At 70.6% G+C, this 19950-nt stretch carries 19 protein-coding genes; 11 read left to right on the top strand and 8 right to left on the bottom strand.

The window, feature by feature from the left end; genetic code table 11:
• Positions 1-24 precede the first annotated feature (24 nt).
• The 3 genes from ACIPFH_RS20350 (at position 25) to ACIPFH_RS20340 (ending at position 2476) form a co-directional block, all read left to right on the top strand.
• Positions 25-666 (top strand): PadR family transcriptional regulator, encoded by a 642-nt coding sequence (locus tag ACIPFH_RS20350; RefSeq protein WP_401828173.1) that lies wholly within the window; start codon positions 25-27, stop codon positions 664-666.
• An 80-nt stretch (positions 667-746) separates the two neighbouring features.
• On the top strand, positions 747-1718 hold the full coding sequence (locus ACIPFH_RS20345; protein ID WP_401828172.1) for an ATP-binding cassette domain-containing protein: 972 nt from the start codon (positions 747-749) through the stop codon (positions 1716-1718).
• On the top strand, positions 1715-2476 hold the full coding sequence (locus ACIPFH_RS20340) for an ABC transporter permease (protein WP_401828170.1): 762 nt from the start codon (positions 1715-1717) through the stop codon (positions 2474-2476). The genes ACIPFH_RS20345 and ACIPFH_RS20340 overlap by 4 nt, the downstream gene beginning before the upstream one ends.
• 99 nt (positions 2477-2575) lie before the next feature.
• On the opposite strand, the gene ACIPFH_RS20335 is transcribed toward ACIPFH_RS20340, so the two are convergent.
• Together ACIPFH_RS20335 and ACIPFH_RS20330 are read right to left on the bottom strand one after the other, a co-directional pair.
• Positions 2576-3982: a glutamate decarboxylase gene (locus tag ACIPFH_RS20335; protein WP_401828169.1), complete on the bottom strand. Its 1407-nt coding sequence runs from the start codon at positions 3980-3982 to the stop codon at positions 2576-2578.
• A 30-nt stretch (positions 3983-4012) separates the two neighbouring features.
• Complete coding sequence (locus tag ACIPFH_RS20330; RefSeq protein WP_401828167.1) at positions 4013-5296, bottom strand: ion channel protein; 1284 nt, start codon at positions 5294-5296, stop codon at positions 4013-4015.
• A gap of 127 nt (positions 5297-5423) precedes the next feature.
• Here ACIPFH_RS20330 and ACIPFH_RS20325 point away from each other — a divergent pair, with 127 nt between their 5' ends.
• On the top strand, positions 5424-6185 hold the full coding sequence (locus ACIPFH_RS20325) for a MerR family transcriptional regulator (RefSeq protein WP_356248090.1): 762 nt from the start codon (positions 5424-5426) through the stop codon (positions 6183-6185).
• Between the two features lie 141 nt (positions 6186-6326).
• On the opposite strand, the gene ACIPFH_RS20320 is transcribed toward ACIPFH_RS20325, so the two are convergent.
• Complete coding sequence (locus ACIPFH_RS20320; RefSeq protein ID WP_401828165.1) at positions 6327-6692, bottom strand: YbjQ family protein; 366 nt, start codon at positions 6690-6692, stop codon at positions 6327-6329.
• Positions 6693-6833: 141 nt separating this feature from the next.
• Between ACIPFH_RS20320 and ACIPFH_RS20315 the strand changes: the two genes are divergently transcribed.
• Positions 6834-7820: a DedA family protein gene (locus tag ACIPFH_RS20315; RefSeq protein ID WP_401828163.1), complete on the top strand. Its 987-nt coding sequence runs from the start codon at positions 6834-6836 to the stop codon at positions 7818-7820.
• A gap of 33 nt (positions 7821-7853) precedes the next feature.
• On the opposite strand, the gene ACIPFH_RS20310 is transcribed toward ACIPFH_RS20315, so the two are convergent.
• Together ACIPFH_RS20310 and ACIPFH_RS20305 are read right to left on the bottom strand one after the other, a co-directional pair.
• Entirely contained in the window at positions 7854-9515 is a 1662-nt protein-coding gene (locus ACIPFH_RS20310) for a threonine/serine exporter ThrE family protein (protein ID WP_401828161.1), read from the bottom strand.
• Positions 9516-9832: 317 nt separating this feature from the next.
• Positions 9833-10324, bottom strand: a complete 492-nt coding sequence (locus tag ACIPFH_RS20305; protein ID WP_356248082.1) for an inorganic diphosphatase — start codon at positions 10322-10324, stop codon at positions 9833-9835.
• Between the two features lie 79 nt (positions 10325-10403).
• Between ACIPFH_RS20305 and dacB the strand changes: the two genes are divergently transcribed.
• From dacB to folE, 6 genes are all read left to right on the top strand, one after another.
• The gene (gene dacB, locus ACIPFH_RS20300; RefSeq protein ID WP_401828160.1) at positions 10404-12083 is read left to right on the top strand and encodes a D-alanyl-D-alanine carboxypeptidase/D-alanyl-D-alanine-endopeptidase; all 1680 of its coding nucleotides are present in this window, start codon (positions 10404-10406) and stop codon (positions 12081-12083) included.
• 108 nt (positions 12084-12191) lie between these two features.
• Positions 12192-13325, top strand: a complete 1134-nt coding sequence (locus ACIPFH_RS20295; RefSeq protein ID WP_401828158.1) for a zinc-dependent metalloprotease — start codon at positions 12192-12194, stop codon at positions 13323-13325.
• A gap of 193 nt (positions 13326-13518) precedes the next feature.
• Positions 13519-14550 carry a tRNA lysidine(34) synthetase TilS gene (gene tilS, locus ACIPFH_RS20290; RefSeq protein ID WP_401828156.1) on the top strand — a complete coding sequence of 344 codons (1032 nt, stop codon included), beginning with the start codon at positions 13519-13521 and terminating at the stop codon, positions 14548-14550.
• 72 nt (positions 14551-14622) lie between these two features.
• A complete protein-coding gene (gene hpt, locus ACIPFH_RS20285; protein WP_328480497.1) occupies positions 14623-15183 on the top strand; it encodes a hypoxanthine phosphoribosyltransferase in 561 nt (186 codons plus the stop codon).
• A gap of 185 nt (positions 15184-15368) precedes the next feature.
• The gene (gene ftsH / locus ACIPFH_RS20280; protein WP_356255767.1) at positions 15369-17408 is read left to right on the top strand and encodes an ATP-dependent zinc metalloprotease FtsH; all 2040 of its coding nucleotides are present in this window, start codon (positions 15369-15371) and stop codon (positions 17406-17408) included.
• A 151-nt stretch (positions 17409-17559) separates the two neighbouring features.
• Positions 17560-18165, top strand: coding sequence for a GTP cyclohydrolase I FolE (folE, locus tag ACIPFH_RS20275; RefSeq protein ID WP_401828154.1), 606 nt, complete (start codon positions 17560-17562; stop codon positions 18163-18165).
• A 26-nt stretch (positions 18166-18191) separates the two neighbouring features.
• Here folE and ACIPFH_RS20270 read toward each other — a convergent pair whose 3' ends face one another.
• The 3 genes from ACIPFH_RS20270 to folB form a co-directional block, all read right to left on the bottom strand.
• Positions 18192-18677: a DUF3180 domain-containing protein gene (locus tag ACIPFH_RS20270; protein WP_356255761.1), complete on the bottom strand. Its 486-nt coding sequence runs from the start codon at positions 18675-18677 to the stop codon at positions 18192-18194.
• Positions 18678-18749: 72 nt separating this feature from the next.
• The gene (gene folK, locus ACIPFH_RS20265; RefSeq protein WP_356255758.1) at positions 18750-19361 is read right to left on the bottom strand and encodes a 2-amino-4-hydroxy-6-hydroxymethyldihydropteridine diphosphokinase; all 612 of its coding nucleotides are present in this window, start codon (positions 19359-19361) and stop codon (positions 18750-18752) included.
• Complete coding sequence (gene folB / locus ACIPFH_RS20260) at positions 19358-19717, bottom strand: dihydroneopterin aldolase (protein ID WP_327316963.1); 360 nt, start codon at positions 19715-19717, stop codon at positions 19358-19360. Before folB ends, folK begins: the two co-directional genes overlap by 4 nt.
• Positions 19718-19950 lie beyond the last annotated feature (233 nt).

Raw genomic sequence — 19950 nt, 5'->3', positions numbered from 1 at the left:
GAACCGGCGTCATAACCTGGGCGCATGTCAGCGATCCGTCTTCTCGTGCTGGGCGCCGTGCGTCAGCACGGGCGGGCCCACGGCTACCAGGTGCGCGGCGACCTGGAGTACTGGGGCGCCCACGAGTGGTCCAACGCCAAGCCGGGCTCGATCTACCACGCCCTGAAGCAGATGGCGAAGCAGGGGCTGCTGCGCGAACACGAGACGGCCCCGTCCACCGCCGGCGGCCCACCGCGCACCGAGTACGAGATCACCGAGGCCGGCGCCGAGGAGTACTTCAGGCTGCTGCGCGAAGCGCTGACCTCCTACGACCAGAAGACGGACGTGAAGTCGGCGGCCATCGGCTTCGTGGTCGACCTCCCGCGCGCGGAGGCCGTGTCGCTCCTGAAGGAGCGCATCCGAGGCATCGAGGAGTGGCGCTCCGCCGTCACCGAGCACTACATCCCCGAGGACGGGCCGGAGCAGCTGGGGCACATCGGGGAGATCATGAATCTCTGGATCCACACGGCCGACGCCGAGGCCGCGTGGACGCAGGGCCTGATCGCCCGGATCGAGCGCGGCGCGTACACCTTCGCGGGCGAGGGCGATCCGTTCGTCGGCGTCCTCGCGGAGGGCGAGGAGAACCCCTACGCGACGGGTGAGCGACACCCGGGGGACTCGCACTAATCAAGTTTGACGAGCTGAAGTCGCGGCGATACTTTGGGCAAGTAGTCAAGTTTGATCAGTTAGAGGAGCTGGGGGCTGCCATGGCCGACAACGCGATCACCGTCGAAGGCGTACGCAAGAGGTACGGCGACACACAGGCGCTGGACGGACTCGACCTCACCGTGGCCCGAGGCACCGTGCAGGGGGTGCTCGGGCCGAACGGCGCGGGCAAGACCACCCTGGTCAGAATCCTGTCCACACTGCTGCGGCCGGACGCCGGACGCGTCGAGGTGGCCGGTCACGACGTCGTGCGCCAGGCCCGCGAGGTCCGGCTGCGTATCGGCCTGCTCGGCCAGCACGCCGCCCTCGACGAGGAGCTGGGCGGTCGGCAGAACCTGGAGATGTTCGGCCGGCTGCATCATCTGGGCGCCCGGCACGCGCGCGTGCGCGCCGGCGAACTCCTGGAGCGCTTCGACCTCACCGACACCGGCCGCAAGCCGGTCCGCGCCTACAGCGGAGGCATGCGCCGCCGCCTGGACCTGGCCGCCTCCCTCATCGGCAACAGCGACGGCACCGATCCTCAGGTGCTCTTCCTGGACGAGCCGACCACCGGCCTCGACCCGCGCGGGCGCGCCGAGGTGTGGTCCGCGGTCCGCTCGCTGGTCGGCGGCGGAACGACGGTCGTACTCACCACCCAGTACCTGGAGGAGGCCGACCAGCTCGCCGACCGCGTCTGCGTCGTCGGCCGGGGCCGCGTGATCGCCGACGGCACACCGGACGAACTCAAGGCGCAGACGGGCGGCGACCGCATCGACGTCGTCCTGCGCGACGCGGGCCACCTCGGGGCGGCCCTCGCGCTGCTGCCCCTGCCCAAGGAGGACATCACCGTCGACGCCGACCGCCGCCTGCTCAGCGCCCCGGTCACCGACCGCATGTCCGCCCTCTCCGGCGTCGTCCGCGCCCTGGAGGAGGCCGGCATGGAGGCGGCGGACGTGGCCCTGCGACGCCCCACGCTGGACGAGGTGTTCCTACAGCTCACCGCCCAGGACGACCGTACGAAGGAGACCGTGTGATCACGTACGCGCTGACCGATTCCTGGACCATGACCCGGCGTGAACTCGCCCACTGGGCACGGCAGCCCGGACGGCTGGTCGTCGGGCTCGTCTTCCCCGTGATGCTGCTGCTGATGTTCGGCTACCTGGTCGGCGGCGGCCGCGGGGTGAGCGGCGACTACCTCGACTACCTGATGCCCGGCATGCTCGCGCTCACCATGGCCTTCGGCCTGGAAGGCACCATGCTCGCCGTCACCCAGGACCTCGACAAGGGCGTCATCGACCGGTTCCGCGCCCTGCCGATGGCCGACGGCGCGGTCCTGGTGGGCCGTTCGGCGGCCGACATGCTCCAGTCGGCCGTGGGGCTGGCCGTGCTGATCGTCGTCGGCCTCGCACTCGGCTGGCGTCCGCAGGGCGGCCCGGGGGCCTTCCTGGGCGCGGTGGGTCTTCTCCTCCTCTTCCGTTTCGCGATGCTGTGGATCGGCATCCAGCTGGCGCTGGTGGCCGGGAAACCGGAGATGGTGCAGGCCGTGCAGATCCTGGTCTGGCCGGTCGGCTTCCTCTCCAACGCGCTGGCCGCCCCCGCCTCGATGCCCGGCTGGCTGGGTACGGCCGTCGAGTGGAACCCGATGTCCCGGACGGCGACGGCGGTGCGCGACCTGTTCGGCGGCCTGGGCGCGGACCCGGCCCACCTATGGCCGGCCGTCGCCTGGCCCCTGGCCCTGCTCGCGGTCTTCTTCCCCCTGGCGGTCAGGAAGTTCACCCACATGAGCCACTGAAGTCACTGACACCTCCGGTACCTCCGCCAACTCCACCGACTCCGAGGCCGGCTGCCGCCGTGGGCAGCCGGTGCGACGGCCGGCGGCGGCCAGTGGCGGCTAGTGGTGGAACCCGGTCGCCGCGCTCTTGTCCCGTGTCCGCGGGCCCGACTGCTGACGCAGTTCCGGCAGGAGCCGGCCCAGGTCCTCCACGAACAGGTCGGCGAGGTCCTCCGAAAACCCGTTTCTGCACACGACCCGCAGGACGGACAGGTCCTCCCGGTTCGGCGGGAAGGTGTACGCGGGCACGAGCCAGCCGCTCTCCCGCAGCCGCCGGGACACGTCGAAGACGTCGTACGAGTCCACGTCCGGCGCCGTCGTGAAGGCGAACACCGGCAGCTCGTCCCCACGGGTGAGGAGCCGGAAGTCGCCGAACGCCTCCACGCGGTCGGCGATGCCGCGGGCCACGTCCCGCGTGGTCTGCTGCACCGCCCGGAAGCCCGCGCGGCCCAGCCGCAGCAGCGTGTAGTACTGGGCGACGACCTGGGCGCCCGGGCGGGAGAAGTTGAGCGCGAAGGTCGGCATGTCGCCGCCCAGGTAGTTCACCCGGAAGACCAGCTCCTCCGGCAGGGCCTCCTTGTCGCGCCACAGCGCCCATCCGACGCCCGGGTACACCAGCCCGTACTTGTGCCCCGAGGTGTTGATCGACGCCACGCGCGCGAGGCGGAAGTCCCACACCAGGTCCTCGTCGAGGAAGGGGGCGATCATCGCGCCGGACGCACCGTCGACGTGCACCGGGACGTCGACGCCGGTCCGCTCCTGAAGGGCGTCGAGGGCCGCGCACAGGTCGGCGATCGGCTCGTAGGACCCGTCGAACGTGGAGCCGAGGATGCCGACGACACCGATGGTGTTCTCGTCGCACAGCTCGGCCGCGGCCTGCGCGTCGAGATGGAAGCGGTCGCCCTCCATGGGGATGAGACGGGCCTCCACCTCCCAGAAGTTGCAGAACTTCTCCCAGCACACCTGGACGTTGACGCCCATGACGAGGTTCGGCCGGGCGCCGGGGTAGCGATCGGCGTTCCGCTGCGCCCACCGCCGTTTCAGCGCCATGCCGGCGAGCATGCACGCCTCGCTCGACCCGGTCGTCGAACAGCCCACGGCCGCCGACGGATCGGGCGCGTTCCACAGGTCGGCGAGCATCGCCACGCAGCGCCGCTCCAGCTCGGCGGTACGCGGGTACTCGTCCTTGTCGATCATGTTCTTGTCCCGGCACTCCGCCATCAGGACCCCGGCCTGCGGCTCCATCCACGTGGTGACGAAGGTGGCCAGGTTGAGCCGCGCGTTGCCGTCCAGCATCAGCTCGTCGTGCACCAGCTGGTACGCCGTCGACGGCGGCGTCGGGCCGTCCGGCAGCCGGTGCTTGGGCGGCGCCTCGACCATGCCGCCGACCGGATCCGCCTCACCGTAGAAGGGGTTGACGGACAGGGGACGCTCGTCGGGCTTCTGACGACCTCTGTGCAGTGGCATGGAAGGGCCTCCTGAAGGATCGAACGGGTGTCAGCGGACGGAGGTTCCGTCCTCGCGCAGCTGCATCTTCGGCCGGCCCGTCACCAGCAGCCAGGCCGGCAGCGAGGCGATGCAGAGCAGGGCGATGATCGAGGGCGAGGAAACCAGGACAGCCGCGACGAAAAGGCTCACCCAGCCCTGCCGGGTGATGGCCAGGAGGACGCCCAGCACCCCCGTGGCCACGCCCACCGCCGGATGGACACCCGGCACGAGCGCGTGGGCGGTGAGACCGAGGGCGGAGCCCACGAAGACGGCCGGGAAGATGCGCCCGCCCCGGAAACCGGAGGTCGCGGCCACGACCAGCGCGGCCATCTTCACCACCGTCATCGTGGCGAACTGCCCGGCCGTCCAGCCGTCCGGATCGGCGGAGAGCTCCGCGACCTCGTCCAGCCCCTTGAAGAGCGTCAGATGGCCGCCCAGGGCCGCCAGCAGCCCCAGCACGACCCCGCCGGCCGGGAGGATCAGCATCGGGTGCCGCAGCCGCGCGAACGCGCTGTGAAGGTACGGGAAGGCGTGGACGCCGCCCATGCCGAGCAGGGCGCCCGCCGACGCCACCACCATCGCCGCCAGGAGGTCGTCCCAACCGGGCTGTCCTAACGGTGGCAGATGCATGTCGAAGCTCGGATGGGCCACCAGGGCGGTCGTCATCGCGCCGGCTGCGGCGGCGACCAGGGGCGCGAAGACGTTGTCCCACAGCGGGCCCTTGCTCTGCCGGCCCGCCAGTGCCTCGGAGATCAGCAGCGCCGCCGCCACCGGCGTACCGAACAGCGCGCCGATGGTCGCCGCCTCGGCGAGCACCACCCATCCCTCGCCCGGCACCTGCGGCCGCAACCGGTGGCCCAGCCAGAAGACGACTGCCGCGTTCACGGCGATGATCGGATTCTCCGGGCCCAGGCTCGGCCCGCCCGCCAGCATCAGCGCGGTCGCCGCCAGCAGCCCGGGGAGGACCGCCGGCGGCAGCACGCGCGCGTCCAGCCCCATCGTGGCCGGGTCGGGACCGGCGTGCCCCGGCACCTTCCACACCACCAGCCCGACCAGCACGCCCGTCGAGGTGAGCATGACCATCATCCAGAGCACCGAGTACCGGCCCACGCCCAGCGTGTCCGGAAGGTTCTGCCACAGCACGTGCTGGAGTTGCTCGGCCGCCCCCTCCACCAGCAGGAGCATGAGGCTCGCCAGTACGCCGATGACGACAGCGGGCAGGATCGACGGCAGCAGGGCGCGTGCCGGACTCGCCGGAGCGCTGGGAGGCTGCTGTGCGGTGTCCTGGGCCACGGGCTCACGATAAGCGGGCCAATCGGACATGACATTCGGACGGTGGCGCCAGCGGCCGCATCAGCCTTGCACCTCACGCGACGTGAGGACGCACGGTGGAGCGCGTACCGAGAAGGGAGCGGACGAAGTGAGCTACTCCGTAGGACAGGTCGCCGGATTCGCCGGTGTCACGGTGCGCGCGCTGCACCACTACGACGACATCGGCCTGCTCGTCCCCGGCGGGCGCAGCCACGCGGGCCACCGGCGTTACGACGACGCCGACCTCGACCGGCTCCAGCAGATCCTGTTCTACCGCGAGCTCGGCTTCCCGCTCGAGGACGTCGCGGCCCTGCTCGACGATCCGGCGGCCGACCCGCGCGCGCACCTGCGCCGGCAGCATGAACTGCTGACCGCCCGGATCGCGCAGCTGGAGAAGATGGCCGCGGCCGTGGAACACGCGATGGAGGCACGCGAGATGGGCATCAATCTCACGCCCGAGGAGAGGTTCGAGGTCTTCGGCGACAAGGACCCGGAGCAGTACGCCGAGGAGGCGGAACAGCGTTGGGGCGGTACCGAGGCCTACGCGGAGTCGCAGCGCCGCGCCGCCCGCTACACGAAGGACGACTGGAAGCGCATCCAGGACGAGGTCTCCGACTGGGCGGCGCGCTACGAGGGCCTGATGGCCGCCGGTGAGCCGCCGACCGGCGAGGCGGCCATGGACATGGCCGAGGAGCACCGGCGGCACATCAGCAGGTGGTTCTACGACTGCCCGTACGAGACGCACCGCTGTCTGGGGGAGATGTACGTCTCCGACGAGCGCTTCAAGGCGTTCTACGACGCGATGGGCCCGGGTCTCGCCGAGCACCTCAGGGACGCGATCACGGCGAACGCGGCCCGGGGGACGGCGTAGGGGCCGGAGCGTGCCGACGGGCGGGTCCTGGTCCAGGCGCGCGCCTGGACCAGGACCCTGGGCTCGGTGGCGCGAGTTCGGGGCCGGGAGCCGGAAGGTCGGGGGTCGGCGGTTCGGGGGTCGACGGTTCGAGGGGCGGGGCTACTCCCTGACCAGCACCACCGCGGTCCCGTACGCGCACACCTCGGTGCCCACGTCCGCCGCCTCCGTCACGTCGAAGCGGAACATGAGCACGCCGTTGGCTCCACGCACGCGTGCCTGTTCGACGAGCCGTTCCATGGCCTGGTTGCGGGTCTCGACGAGGGTCTTCGTCAGCCCCTTGAGCTCACCGCCGATCATCGACTTGAGGCCCGCGCCGATCTGGCTGCCCAGGTGCCGTGAGCGCACGGTCAGTCCGAAGACCTCGCCGATGACCCGCTCCACCCGGAACCCGGGTACGTCGTTCGTGGTGACGACCAGTACGTCCGGCTCGGGGCCCTGCCCGCCGCCGTAGTCTTCGATGCCCATGGCTCACAGCTTCGTCCCAGAGTGCGCACAGTGCATCCCGGAGACGTCCGTGGAACCTGGGGCGGACACATTGCGTTGATAGCTTTGTGCGGCTGCACCATGGACGCCGTACCTTCCCCCACCCATCAGGAGCCCGGAACCGTGACGACGATCGCCCTCGGACCGAGCTGGCTGGACCCCAACTACCTGCTCGACAACTTCGGTCTCTGGGGCCTGTTGCTCATCGTCTTCGCGGAGTCCGGCCTGCTGATCGGGTTCTTCCTGCCCGGTGACTCCCTGCTGTTCACGGCCGGTCTGCTGATCACGTCGAACCAACTGGACTTTCCGCTGTGGGGAGCGGTCGCGCTGATCTGCGCGGCCGCGATCCTGGGCGACCAGGCGGGCTACATGTTCGGCAAGAAGGTGGGGCCGTCGCTCTTCAACCGACCGGACTCCCGGCTCTTCAAGCAGGAGAACGTCACCAAGGCGCACGAGTTCTTCGAGAAGTACGGCCCGAAGTCCCTGGTCCTGGCCCGCTTCGTGCCCATCGTGCGCACCTTCACGCCGATCATCGCCGGCGTCAGCGGCATGCGCTACCGGTCCTTCCTGGTCTTCAACGTCATCGGCGGCGTCCTGTGGGGCGCGGGCGTCACGCTGCTCGGCTCCTGGCTGGGCAACATCGACTTCGTCAAGAAGAACATCGAAGCGATCCTCATCCTGATCGTCCTCATCTCCGTGGTCCCGATCGCCATCGAGTTCCTGCGGGCCCGCTCGAAGGCCAGGAAGAACCCGTCGCAGGCCCCCGCGCCGCACCAGTCCCACCAGCAGCCCCATCAGCAGCCCCAGGTCATGGACGACGCGACGACCCAGCTCCGCCGGATCGACCAGCACGACCAGCAGTTCCAGTACGGCGACCAGGGGCAGCACCAGGGCCCGCACCGGGCCCAGAACCACGGCGGGCACCAGGACCACCAGGGCCACCAGGACCACCAGGGCCACCAGAACGACTACTACGGCCAGCAGCAGTACCCGCAACAGCAGCAGTACCCCCAGGACTGGCAGCAGCAGGCCCAGCCGCAACAGCAGCCCCAGCAGCCGTACGGCGCTCAGCAGAACGGCCAGTACCCCTACGACAACCAGGGCTACTAGAAGCGCGCCCGAAGGGCCGTCAGAAGGCGCCGCTCAGAAGCCACGCGTGCGCTTGGCGGCCCGCCGCTTCTCCAGGGAACCGATCCGCAGGAACAGCCGGGACACCTCCGACCCCAGGTTCACCCCGATGGCGATGGCCATCGCCAGCGCCGCGGCCTTGGTGATCGACACCAGCCCCTCGTCCACCTCGTTCTGCGCGATGGCCAACAGTCCGAAGTAGGTCGCCGACCCCGGCAGCAGGGGCCCGATCGCGGCGGTGGTGTAGGGCAGTGCGGAGGCGAACCGGTACCGCGCCAGCAACTGCCCGAACAACCCCACCACCCCGGCCGCGACGGCGGTGGACGCGACGGGCGAGATCTCACCGGCGTAGTGCATCGCGCCGTACACCGACCAGGCGACACCGCCGTTGAGAGTCACGGCCAACACGGTGGATCGTTCCTGCTGCAACAGCACGGCGAACGTCAGGGACAGCAGCATCGACGCGCCGATCTGCCACAGCGGCCGCTTGGTGATGCCCAGGGCCGCGTCGGGATTGAGGTGCGCGCCGAGCTGCACTCCGACGTAGAGCATCACCAGCACCCCCGCCACGATGCCCACGAAGAAGTACATGACCTCCAGCAGGCGCGCGGCCGCGGTGATGTAGAAACCGGTCAGACCGTCCTGCACGCCCGCCACCAGCGCCCGCCCGGGCAGCAGGGCGAACAGTCCACCGGTGATGACCGCGGACGCCTTCACGTCGACGTCCGTCAACGTCAGCGTGATGCCTATCGCGGCCGGCGGCATCGCGGCGACCAGGAACTGGTAGAACTCCGGCAGCCCGCGCCCCGCGCAGAGCCACGCCAGCCGGTCACCGAGCATCGCGCCGAGCGCGGCCGCCACGAACACGACCAGGTCACCGCCGACCAGGATCGAGGCCGCGCCGGCGAGCAGCCCGCTCGCCGAGGTCAGCACCCAGGTCGGATACGGATGCCGGTTGCGGCGCATCTCCGCGAGCCGCCGGTAGGCCTCTTCGAGGGACAGATGGCTCTCCGGGTCGCTCAGGTCGTCCACGAGCCGGAAGACGGCCGCCAGGCGCGTGTAGTCGGTGCCCCGGCGACGCACCGTCCGTGACGCCGTCACCGGGTCCTCCACCAGGGACGGCTGGTACGAGATCGACAGCAGCGTGAAGGTGACGTTCGGTTCGCAGCGGTCGAGCCCGTAGGAGCGGCACACCGCGAACATCGCGGCCTCCACGTCCTCGGCGCCCTCCCCGCCCGCGAGCAGCAACTCGCCGATGCGCAGCGTCAGGTCGAGCACGCGCGGAACGGCCGGACCGCCCTCCTCCGCCTTCGGGCCCGGCTCCGGCGCGGGCCGTTCGGCCACCGGCATCCGCAGCATCGTGCGCATCCGGTCCTGCCAGGGGAGGTCCTTGATCAGACTCACCACCGGCACGCCGCCGGCCGGTGTGAAGGCGACCGGGGCCTCTCGGGCGCTGTACGTGCTCGGCAGGCTGAACGCCGACCCCTCGCCCTCGCCGACGGCCGGCGGGCCCACGTCCAGCCCGTCCGGGACGGCGAACTCCGACGTGGTCTCCGGCTCACCGCCGGTTCTGGGGACGGCGAGCCCCGCCGGGATCGCGAACTCGGACGTGATCTCGGGGTCGAACCCACCCCTCGCCTCGTCCGACTGCGGCTTGCGGTCCTCCGCCTCCGACACTCAGCAACGCTCCCTGAACGACACCTTCCGTAGGCCTCAGTATGCGCACCCGCGCGCGGAAGGGGGGGGCCGGGGGCCGGGGGGGGCCGGCCCCCGCGGGGGGGGGCCGGGGGCGGCCGGGGCGGCCCGGGGGGGGGGGGGGGGGGGGGGGCGCGGGGGGGGGGCCCGCGCGGGGGGGGGGGCGGCCCCCCCGCCACCCACACACCCACCCCCCCCCACACCCACCCCCCCCCCGCCCCCCCCCGCCCCCCCCCCCGCGCGCCCGCCCCCCCCCCCCCGGCGGCCCCCCCTTCCGACGGCGTCAGGCGCCGGGGGCCTCAGTGGCCGCCCTGGTCCTTGAAGCGCTTGTAGGACCGCTCGATCTCGACCTCGGCGTCGGTACGGCCGACCCAGTCGGCGCCCTCGACGGACTTGCCGGGCTCCAGGTCCTTGTAGACCTCGAAGAAGTGCTGGATCTCCAGACGGTCGAACTCCGACACGTGGTGGATGTCCCTCAGGTGCTCCACGCGCGGGTCGGTCGACGGGACGCACAGCAGCTTGTCGTCGCCGCCGGCCTCGTCCGTCATCCGGAACATGCCGATCGCGCGGCAGCGGATGAGGCAGCCCGGGAACGTCGGCTCGTCCAGGATGACCAGCGCGTCCAGCGGGTCGCCGTCCTCGCCGAGAGTGTTCTCGACGAAGCCGTAGTCGGTCGGGTAGGCGGTCGAGGTGAAGAGTCGACGGTCCAGGCGGATCCGACCGGTCTCGTGGTCCACCTCGTACTTGTTCCGCGAACCCTTCGGGATCTCGATCGTGACGTCGAACTCCACCGGTGGCTCCTCCATGATCAACACATAGTTCTGGTGGTTAAGTGTCCCTCACGCTGGTGTGTGATCGCGAAAGGGGCTGGTGTTCGTGCCAGAGCTGAGGCCTTGGCGGGCCGCGAGACCGCACGTGGTGCGGGTCACGGACGCCGTACGACCGCGTCTGGCACGGGCCGCTGGGATCGTACGTCCTCGTCTCGCACGCGCGACGGCGGCCGCCAAGCCGCAGGTCGCACGGCTCACACAGGCGGCGAAGCCGCAGCTCGAGCGGATCACGAAGGCCGGTCCGAACGCCAGGTCCTGGCAGTACACCGCGGGTGCGGCGACCGCCGGGCTGGCGCTGGCCGCCGGTGTGGTGACCGCCGCAGGCCCCTGGGACGCCACGGGTCAGCGTACGGCGGAGCGGGACCGGGCCGCCGCCCTGGCACGGGCGGGTGGCGCAGATCACGGCCGTAAGGATGATTCGCCCGACAAGTCCGATGCGTCTGATACATCCGGCACGGCGGCCGGAGCGCCGCGGCCCGCGCCGAGCGCCGTCTCCGTCCTCACGGGCCTCGGCGGCGCCACCAGCACCGTGAAGTCCGCCCCGGCGGCCCTCCCGACGGGCAAGGGCCTCGCGGGCGTCCTGGCCCCCCTTCTGGCCGATCCGGCCCTCGGTGCCCGGCGGACCGCCGTGGTTGTCGACGCGGCCACCGGCAAGCGGCTCTACGGCACCGGATCCGACGAGGCGCTGACCCCGGCGTCCACCACGAAGATTGCCACCGCCGTCGCCGCGCTCTCCGCGATGGGCAGCGAGCACCGCCTCACCACCCGGGCCGCACTGGAACCCGACACCAGGGAACTCGTCCTCGTCGGCGGCGGCGACCCCACCCTCACGGCCCGCGCGGACGCCGGGGGTTGGGCCGACCTGCGCACCCTCGCCGGTAAGACCGCCACGGCCCTGAAGAAGCGCGGCCTCACCCGGGTGACGCTCTCGTACGACACGACGCTGTACGCCGGTACCGAGGTTCACCCCATCGGGGTCAACCCCAACCTGGCTCCCGTCACCGCCCTGTCCGCCGACGAAGGCCGCACCGACGACTCGGTCAGCGGCCCCACCGCCCGTGTGAGCGACCCGGCGGCCGACGCGACCCGCAAGTTCGCGGAGTTCCTGAAGGCCGCGGGCATCAGGACCTCTGCTCCCGGACCCTCCAAGGCCACCACGCGCGCGCAGAGCCTCGCCACGGTCTCCTCGCCCCCGCTGTCCGTCCTGGTCGAACGGATGCTCACCAACAGCGACAACGACATCGCGGAGGCCCTCGCCCGCCAGACGGCCGTCGCGACCGGAGTCCGCGCAGACTTCGCCGGCGGCGGCAAGGCCGTTCAGGCGCAGCTGAAGAAGCTCGGACTGCCCCTGACCGGTGTCCGGATCAAGGACGGCAGCGGGCTCGACCGCCAGGACCGGCTCACCGCGAACCTCCTGACCGCCCTTCTGGTCAAGGCCGGTGACTCCACCCGTCCCGACCTGCGCCCCGTCCTCACCGGCCTCCCCGTCGCCGGCTTCACCGGCACCCTCACCAGCCGCTACACCGAGGGCGCGGCCGGTGTCGTCCGCGCCAAGACCGGCACCCTGACCGGCGTGAACACCCTCGCGGGCACGGTCGTCGACCAGGACGGCCGGCTCCTCGCGTTCGCCCTCCTGGCCGCCGACACGACCGATCCGGCGGCGGCCCAGGCGGCGCTGGACCGGGCGGCCACGGCGCTGGCGGGGTGCGGCTGCCGCTGAGGGACGCGGCCCGGCACCCCCGAGCCACCCCCGGCCCCGACCCTGACATCTCCCTGACCGGTCTCGTGCGGCCTGCCCCCAACGGCGGGGCTCACGTACGGTTGACGCATGACGAGCATCGGTGGCGCTGCTTCTTCGGGGATGGTCGACTGGAATCTCGCGGTGGCGACCGCGACCCGGCTCGTGCGGCCGGGCCCCGAGGTCAGCCGTGACGAGGCCCGTGCCGTCGTCGCGGAACTGCGCCGACACGCCAAGGCCTCGGAGGAACACGTCCGGGGCTTCACTCGTATGGGCACCGAGGACATCCACGACACCCCGATCCTCGTAGTCGACCGCCCGGGCTGGGTGCGGGCGAACGTGGCGGGCTTCCGGGAGATCCTCAAGCCCCTCCTCGACAAGATGCAGGAACGGCGCGGCAACACCCCGGGGGGCGCGGTCCTCGGCGCCGTCGGCGGCAAGGTCACCGGCGTCGAACTGGGCATGCTCCTGTCCTTCCTGTCCTCCCGGGTCCTCGGCCAGTACGAGACGTTCGCCCCCGCCACCCGTGAGCTCCCCGCCGGGGCCAACGGCGGCGGCCGCCTGCTGCTCGTCGCGCCGAACATCGTCCACGTGGAACGCGAACTCGACGTGCATCCCCACGACTTCCGGCTGTGGGTGTGCCTCCACGAGGAGACCCACCGCACCCAGTTCTCGGCCGTGCCCTGGCTGCGGGACCACCTGGAGGGCGAGATCCAGTCGTTCTTGGGCGAGACCGACGTCGACCCCATGACGTTCCTGGAGCGGGTCAGGGAAGCCGCCCAGTCCCTCTCCGGCGGTCGGCCCGAGGGCGAGGAGGACGACGGCGGCCGTTCCCTGGTCGAACTCGTGCAGACGCCCGCCCAGCGGGAGATCCTCGCCCGTCTCACCGCCGTGATGTCGCTCCTGGAGGGACACGCCGACTTCGTCATGGACGGCGTGGGCCCGGAAGTCGTGGCGTCCGTCGCCGAGATCCGCGAGAAGTTCCAGCAGCGCCGCGCCAAGGGCGCCTCCCGACTGGACATCGCCCTGCGCAAGTTGCTGGGCCTGGACGCCAAGCTCAAGCAGTACCGGGACGGCGAGCGCTTCGTGCGGGGCGTCGTCGACCAGGTCGGCATGGACGGCTTCAACCGCGTATGGACCTCCCCGAACACACTTCCGACCAAGGCCGAGATCGCCAAGCCGGCGGACTGGGTCGCACGGGTACACCGCAAGGCCGAGTCATGAACCCGCCAGAAAGGCGGTGAACGAAACCGGCCGTCGGCAGGCGAACGCCCCTTCAATCACCCGTCCGAGGGACCGTGGGCCCCGGGCAGGCGTGCAATGCTCGGGGAACGCCCCGGTTCTGTCACCATCTACACACTCTGAGTGACCGAACCCTCGGGCTCACCCCCGAAAACTTCATGAAGGGAACCGGACAGTGGGTCCCCATCCTGCGGTCGCGGCGATACGCCTGGCGGTCCGCCGCGTACTTCACGACATCCTCAACGACCACCCCGCCCCCGAAGCGGGCTCGCCCGCGCGAACGGCCTCGCCGCTCGTGCTCGTGGCGTGCTCCGGCGGCGCCGACTCCATGGCCCTCGCCTCCGCCCTCGCCTTCGAGGCGCCCCGGCTCGGCATCCGGGCCGGCGGCGTCACCGTCGACCACGGCCTCCAACCCGGCTCCGACCTGCGCGCCGAGGAGGTCGTCCTGCGCCTGCGCGAACTCGGCCTCGATCCCGTGGAGGCCGCCGCCGTGACCGTCGGCCGCGAAGGCGGACCCGAGGCCGCCGCCCGCGACGCACGCTACGCCGCCCTCGACGCCGCCGCGCTCCGGCACGGAGCCGCCGCGGTCCTGCTCGGCCACACCCGCGACGACCAGGCCGAAACCGTCCTGCTCGGCCTCGCCCGCGGCTCCGGCATCCGCTCCCTCTCCGGCATGGCGGCCGTCTCCGGGGGGCCGGGAGCCGCCCGCCGCTACCGCCGCCCCTTCCTCCAACTCGACCGGCAGACCGTCCGCAAGGCCTGCATGGTCCAGTCCCTGCCCGTCTGGGACGACCCGCACAACGCCGACCCGGCCTACACCCGCTCCCGGCTGCGCCACGAGGGCCTGCCCGCCCTGGAGAAGGCCCTCGGCAAGGGCGTCGTCGAGGCCCTCGCCCGGACGGCCCAGCTCTCCCGTGACGACGCGGACGCCCTCGACGCCTGGGCGGGCCAGGCCGAGGCCTCCGTACGGGACGCAGCCGGTCTCCTGGAGTGCGCCAAGCTCTACGCCCTGCCGCCCGCCGTACGCCGCCGGATCCTGCGCCGCGCCGCCATCGAGGCGGGCGCTCCGGCCGGTTCTCTCTTCGCCCGGCACATCGAGGAGGTCGACCGGCTGATCACCGGCTGGCGCGGCCAGGGGGTCATCAATCTCCCCGGCAAAGTCGTCGCCCAGCGCCAGGGTGGCAGACTGGTGATTCGGCAAGGCTGAATCCGGGCCCTCCGGCAGGACCGCTTACGTGGTCGTGGGCGGTCCCGGTGGCCGCTGGGACGACCGAAAGTGATGCGGGTGGACGCGAAAGACATGGGCACCGACCTCAAAGAGGTGCTCATCACCAAGGAAGAGATCGACGCGAAGCTGGCAGAGCTGGCCGCGAAGATCGACGCGGAGTACGCGGGCAAGGACCTGCTCATCGTCGGTGTCCTCAAGGGCGCGGTGATGGTCATGGCCGACCTCGCCCGATCCCTGTCCACCCCCGTCACCATGGACTGGATGGCCGTGTCGTCCTACGGCGCGGGCACCCAGTCCTCCGGTGTCGTACGGATCCTGAAGGACCTGGACACCGACATCAAGGGCCGTCACGTCCTGATCGTCGAGGACATCATCGACTCCGGTCTGACGCTGTCCTGGCTGATCTCCAACCTCGGCTCGCGCGAGCCCGCCACCCTCAAGGTGTGCACACTGCTGCGCAAGCCCGAGGCCGCGAAGGTCGCCATCGACGTGGAGTGGGTCGGCTTCGACATTCCCAACGAGTTCGTCGTCGGCTACGGCCTCGACTACGCCGAGAAGTACCGGAACCTCCCGTTCGTGGGTACGCTCGCGCCCCACGTCTACGGCGGCTGAACCCGAAGGGTCCAAGCCCCGTACGAAGATCGGGAACCCCGGCGGGCCTCTCGCCGTTAAGGCATGCAGACGGGTGCGCCAGCCGTCCCGTGCGGCTTTGCGTGACGAAGCTGGGGTACCGTCAGAAGAACTGTCTTATCAAACTCACTATGGCAGGAGGGACGGGGCGACACCGCTCCGTATGGATGGACGTGAAGCGATACTTCCGTGGGCCGGTCATGTGGATCGTGCTGGCCGTCCTTGCCGTGGTCGTGTTGATGCAGGTCGTCGGCTCGTCCGGCGGCTACAAGACGGTGGACACCGGCCAGGTCATTGCAGCGATCAACGACAACAAGGTCGAGTCGGCCAAGCTCACCACCGGTGACGAGCAGACCATCAAGGTCACGCTCAAGGACGGCGAAAAGGTCAAGGACAGCTCGAAGATCCAGGCGAGCTATATCGGCGACCAGGGCGTGACCATTGCCAACACGCTGCAGACCAAGTACCAGGACAAGCAGATCCCGGACGGATACACAGTTTCGCCGACGAAGCAGAACGCCTTCGTCGGGATCCTGCTGTCCCTGCTCCCCTTCGTCCTCATCGTGGTCGTCTTCCTGTTCCTGATGAACCAGATGCAGGGCGGCGGCTCCCGAGTCATGAACTTCGGGAAGTCCAAGGCCAAGCTCATCACCAAGGACACTCCGAAGACGACGTTCGCCGACGTCGCGGGCTCCGACGAGGCCGTCGAGGAACTCCACGAGATCAAGGAGTTCCTCCAGGAACCGGCGAAGTTCCAGGCCGTCGGCGCCAAGATCCCCAAGGGCGTACTCCTGTACGGCCCGCCCGGTACCGGCAAGACGCTCCTCGCGCGCGCCGTCGCTGGCGAGGCGGGCGTCCCCTTCTACTCGATCTCCGGTTCCGACTTCGTCGAGATGTTCGTCGGTGTCGGTGCCTCCCGGGTCCGTGACCTCTTCGAGCAGGCCAAGGCGAACGCCCCGGCGATCGTATTCGTCGACGAGATCGACGCGGTCGGCCGCCACCGCGGCGCCGGCCTCGGCGGTGGTCACGACGAGCGCGAGCAGACGCTGAACCAGCTGCTCGTCGAGATGGACGGCTTCGACGTGAAGGGCGGCGTGATCCTCATCGCCGCCACGAACCGCCCCGACATCCTCGACCCCGCGCTGCTGCGTCCCGGCCGCTTCGACCGCCAGATCGCGGTCGACCGCCCGGACATGCAGGGCCGTCTGGAGATCCTCAAGGTTCACCAGAAGGGCAAGCCGGTCGCCCCGGACGTCGACCTGTCGGCCGTCGCCCGCCGTACCCCGGGCTTCACCGGCGCGGACCTGTCGAACGTGCTGAACGAAGCGGCGCTCCTCACGGCGCGCAGCGACAAGAAGCTCATCGACAACCACTCGCTGGACGAGGCCATCGACCGCGTCGTGGCGGGCCCGCAGAAGCGGACCCGGATCATGTCGGACAAGGAAAAGAAGATCACCGCGTACCACGAGGGCGGCCACGCCCTGGTCGCGGCGGCCTCGCCGAACTCCGATCCGGTCCACAAGATCACGATCCTGTCGCGCGGACGGGCCCTCGGCTACACGATGGTCCTGCCGGACGAGGACAAGTACTCGACCACGCGCAACGAGATGCTCGACCAGCTCGCTTACATGCTGGGTGGCCGCGCGGCCGAGGAACTGGTCTTCCACGACCCGACGACGGGCGCTGCGAACGACATCGAGAAGGCCACCGCGACGGCCCGTGCGATGGTCACGCAGTACGGCATGACCGAGCGTCTCGGCGCCATCAAGTTCGGCGGCGACAACACCGAGCCGTTCCTGGGCCGCGAGATGTCGCACCCGCGTGACTACTCGGAAGAGGTCGCCGCGCTGGTCGACGAAGAGGTCAAGAAGCTCATCGAGACGGCGCACAACGAGGCCTGGGAGATCCTGGTCGAGAACCGCGACGTCCTCGATCAGCTGGTGCTTCAGCTGCTGGAGAAGGAGACGCTGAACAAGGAGCAGATCGCCGAGGTCTTCGCTCCGATCGTCAAGCGTCCGCCCCGGCCCGCCTGGACCGGCTCTTCGCGGCGTACGCCGTCCACCCGTCCGCCGGTGCTCTCCCCCAGGGAACTCGCACTGACGAACGGCGCCAACGGTGCGACGCCGGCGATCTCCACGGCGAAGTCCACCGTGGTGGAGTCCACCCCGGTGACCGAGCCGGCCCCGGAGGACCGCCCCGAGAGCTGACCCGCTCCCGGAGCCCCATCAGGCCCGGAATGGATGCCGCGCCCCCCAGGTTCTAGCCTGGGGGGCGCGGCATTTTCATTTGACTTTCTTCTATGCCCGCAGATGAGGCGCGTGACCCACACGCGCGACCCGCACAGGAACGAGGCACCACATGACCGACCCCGTGACGCTGGACAGCGAGGGCTCGATCGGCGAGTTCGACGAGAAGCGCGCCGAGAACGCCGTACGCGAGTTGCTGATCGCGGTCGGCGAGGACCCGGACCGCGAGGGCCTCCGGGAGACGCCGGCGCGGGTGGCGCGGGCGTACCGGGAGATATTCGCGGGGCTGTGGCAGCAGCCCGAGGACGTGCTGACGACCACCTTCGACCTGGGGCACGACGAGATGGTGCTCGTGAAGGACATCGAGGTGTTCAGCACCTGTGAACACCATCTCGTGCCGTTCCGGGGCGTCGCCCACGTCGGCTACATCCCGTCCACCACCGGGAAGATCACCGGCCTGTCCAAGCTGGCCCGTCTCGTGGACGTCTACGCCCGCCGCCCGCAGGTGCAGGAACGTCTTACCACGCAGATCGCCGACTCGCTGATGGAGATCCTCGAGCCGCGCGGGGTGATCGTCGTCATCGAGTGCGAGCACATGTGCATGTCCATGCGGGGCATCCGCAAGCCCGGCGCCAAGACCATCACCTCGGCGGTGCGGGGGCAGCTGCGGGACGCGGCGACGCGCAACGAGGCGATGAGCCTGATCATGGCGCGCTGACGCGGCTCCCGCTCACCCGGGAGACGTCACGCGGCTGACGCCGCTCCCTTGTCGTGATCGTCGTCCTCCGGCAGCTTGCACACGCGTTCCAGGAAGATGGCCGCCGCTATCACCGCGATGCCCGCCAGGACCGAGAAACCGGCGTAGATGGCCTGGTCGCGGCGGGCGGGGATGTCGAGGGACTCCAGGAGGAAGACGCCCGCACCTCCGTACATACCGGAGACGAGGGCGGCCACCAGGGCGCTGGACTGACCGAACACGACAGCGCGGGCCGCCATCAGCGGGTCGACGCCCTTGGCCTCTGGGCGGCGCTCCCGCTGGGCCTTGAGACGGGCGCGCAGGGACAGCGCGGTGGCCGTCAGGACCACGGCGATCAGAGCGAGGACGATGGGCGCGGCCAGCGGGACGCTGGGGAGGGTCCCGACCGCGTTCCACAGACGGGCGCCGGCCCAGGACAGGATCGCGGCCACGCCGAACACGCCGGCCAGCACCCTGATGCGCAGCTCTCTCACGGTGTCCCTTCAACTCCCCCGAGCCCGCGGGCATGGACATCCCGCGGGCAGTGGTCCTGTTGACCTTAACGACTACTCGGGCAGGTGGAGTTCCAGGTCCTTGCGTGCCGAGATGCCCTCGCGGGTGACGGTGTCGAGCAGGCCGGCGACCGTACCGCGGCCGGGCAGTTGGGCCTCGGGCTCCACGTCGTGCCAGGGGGCGAGGACGAAGGCGCGTTCGTGGGCGCGGGGGTGGGGGAGCGTGAGGTGCGGGTCGTCGTCGACGACGTCGGCGTACGCGACGATGTCGACGTCGAGTGTGCGCGCGCCCCAGCGCTCGTCCCGTACCCGGTGGAAGGCCTCCTCGACCGCGTGCGCCCGCTCCAGGAGGGAGGACGGCGGGAGGGTCGTCTTCAGCAGGACCACCGCGTTGAAGTACGAAGGCTGGCTGCCGGGCTCGACGCCCCACGGCTCCGTCTCGTACACCGGGGACACGGCCTTGATGCGGACGCCGGGGGTGTCCTCGAGGGCGTCGATGGCGCCCTGGAGGGTCTCCAGGCGGTTGCCGAGGTTGGAGCCGAGGGAGATCACGGCCCGTTTGGGGTTGTGCAGGGTGGTGTCCGCGGCGTCGACCTGCTCGACGACGGAGGCGGGTACCGGCTGTACGGTCGGGTCGCTCTGACCTCCGGTGAAGAACGCGGTCATACTCGGCTCCGGGTGATGGTGACGGTCACGTCGTCGAAGGGGACCGTGATCGGCGCGTCCGGTTTGTGGACGCAGACCTCGACCTCCTGGACCCCTTCGTGCTTCAGACAGGCCTGGGCGATGCGCTCGGCGAGGGTCTCGATGAGGTCGACGGGGTCACCCTGGACGACGGCCACGACCTCCTCCGCCACGATGCCGTAGTGCACCGTCTTCGCCAGGTCGTCGTCGGCCGCGGCCGGTCGGGTGTCCAGGCCCAGGACGAGGTCCACGATGAAGGTCTGGCCCTCCTCGCGTTCCTTGGGGAACACGCCGTGGTACCCGCGGGCCTTCAGGCCGCGCAGCGCGACACGATCCACGCGAATCACTCCTGCAATCGTCGGTTTCGGCCGGTGCGTACCGAGTGCGGGCGGCACCCCGGCCTCGAACGAATCTACCCGCGAGCACCGACAGACCCTGGCTCCGGACGCGGTGGCCCGGGCCGGACCCGGACTTTTCACCGGGCGTTTCCCTGGGGGAACCCGGCGGCTCACGGGTTGGTAGCCGCCCCTACCCACGGGTTCGTGATTCCAACCACTCCTTCGTCCCTATG

It is taken from the genome of Streptomyces sp. NPDC088157 (assembly GCF_044741545.1).
Taxonomy (GTDB): domain Bacteria; phylum Actinomycetota; class Actinomycetes; order Streptomycetales; family Streptomycetaceae; genus Streptomyces.
Note: the sequence above shows the minus strand (reverse complement) of the source record. Positions and strands in the feature narration are given on the sequence as shown.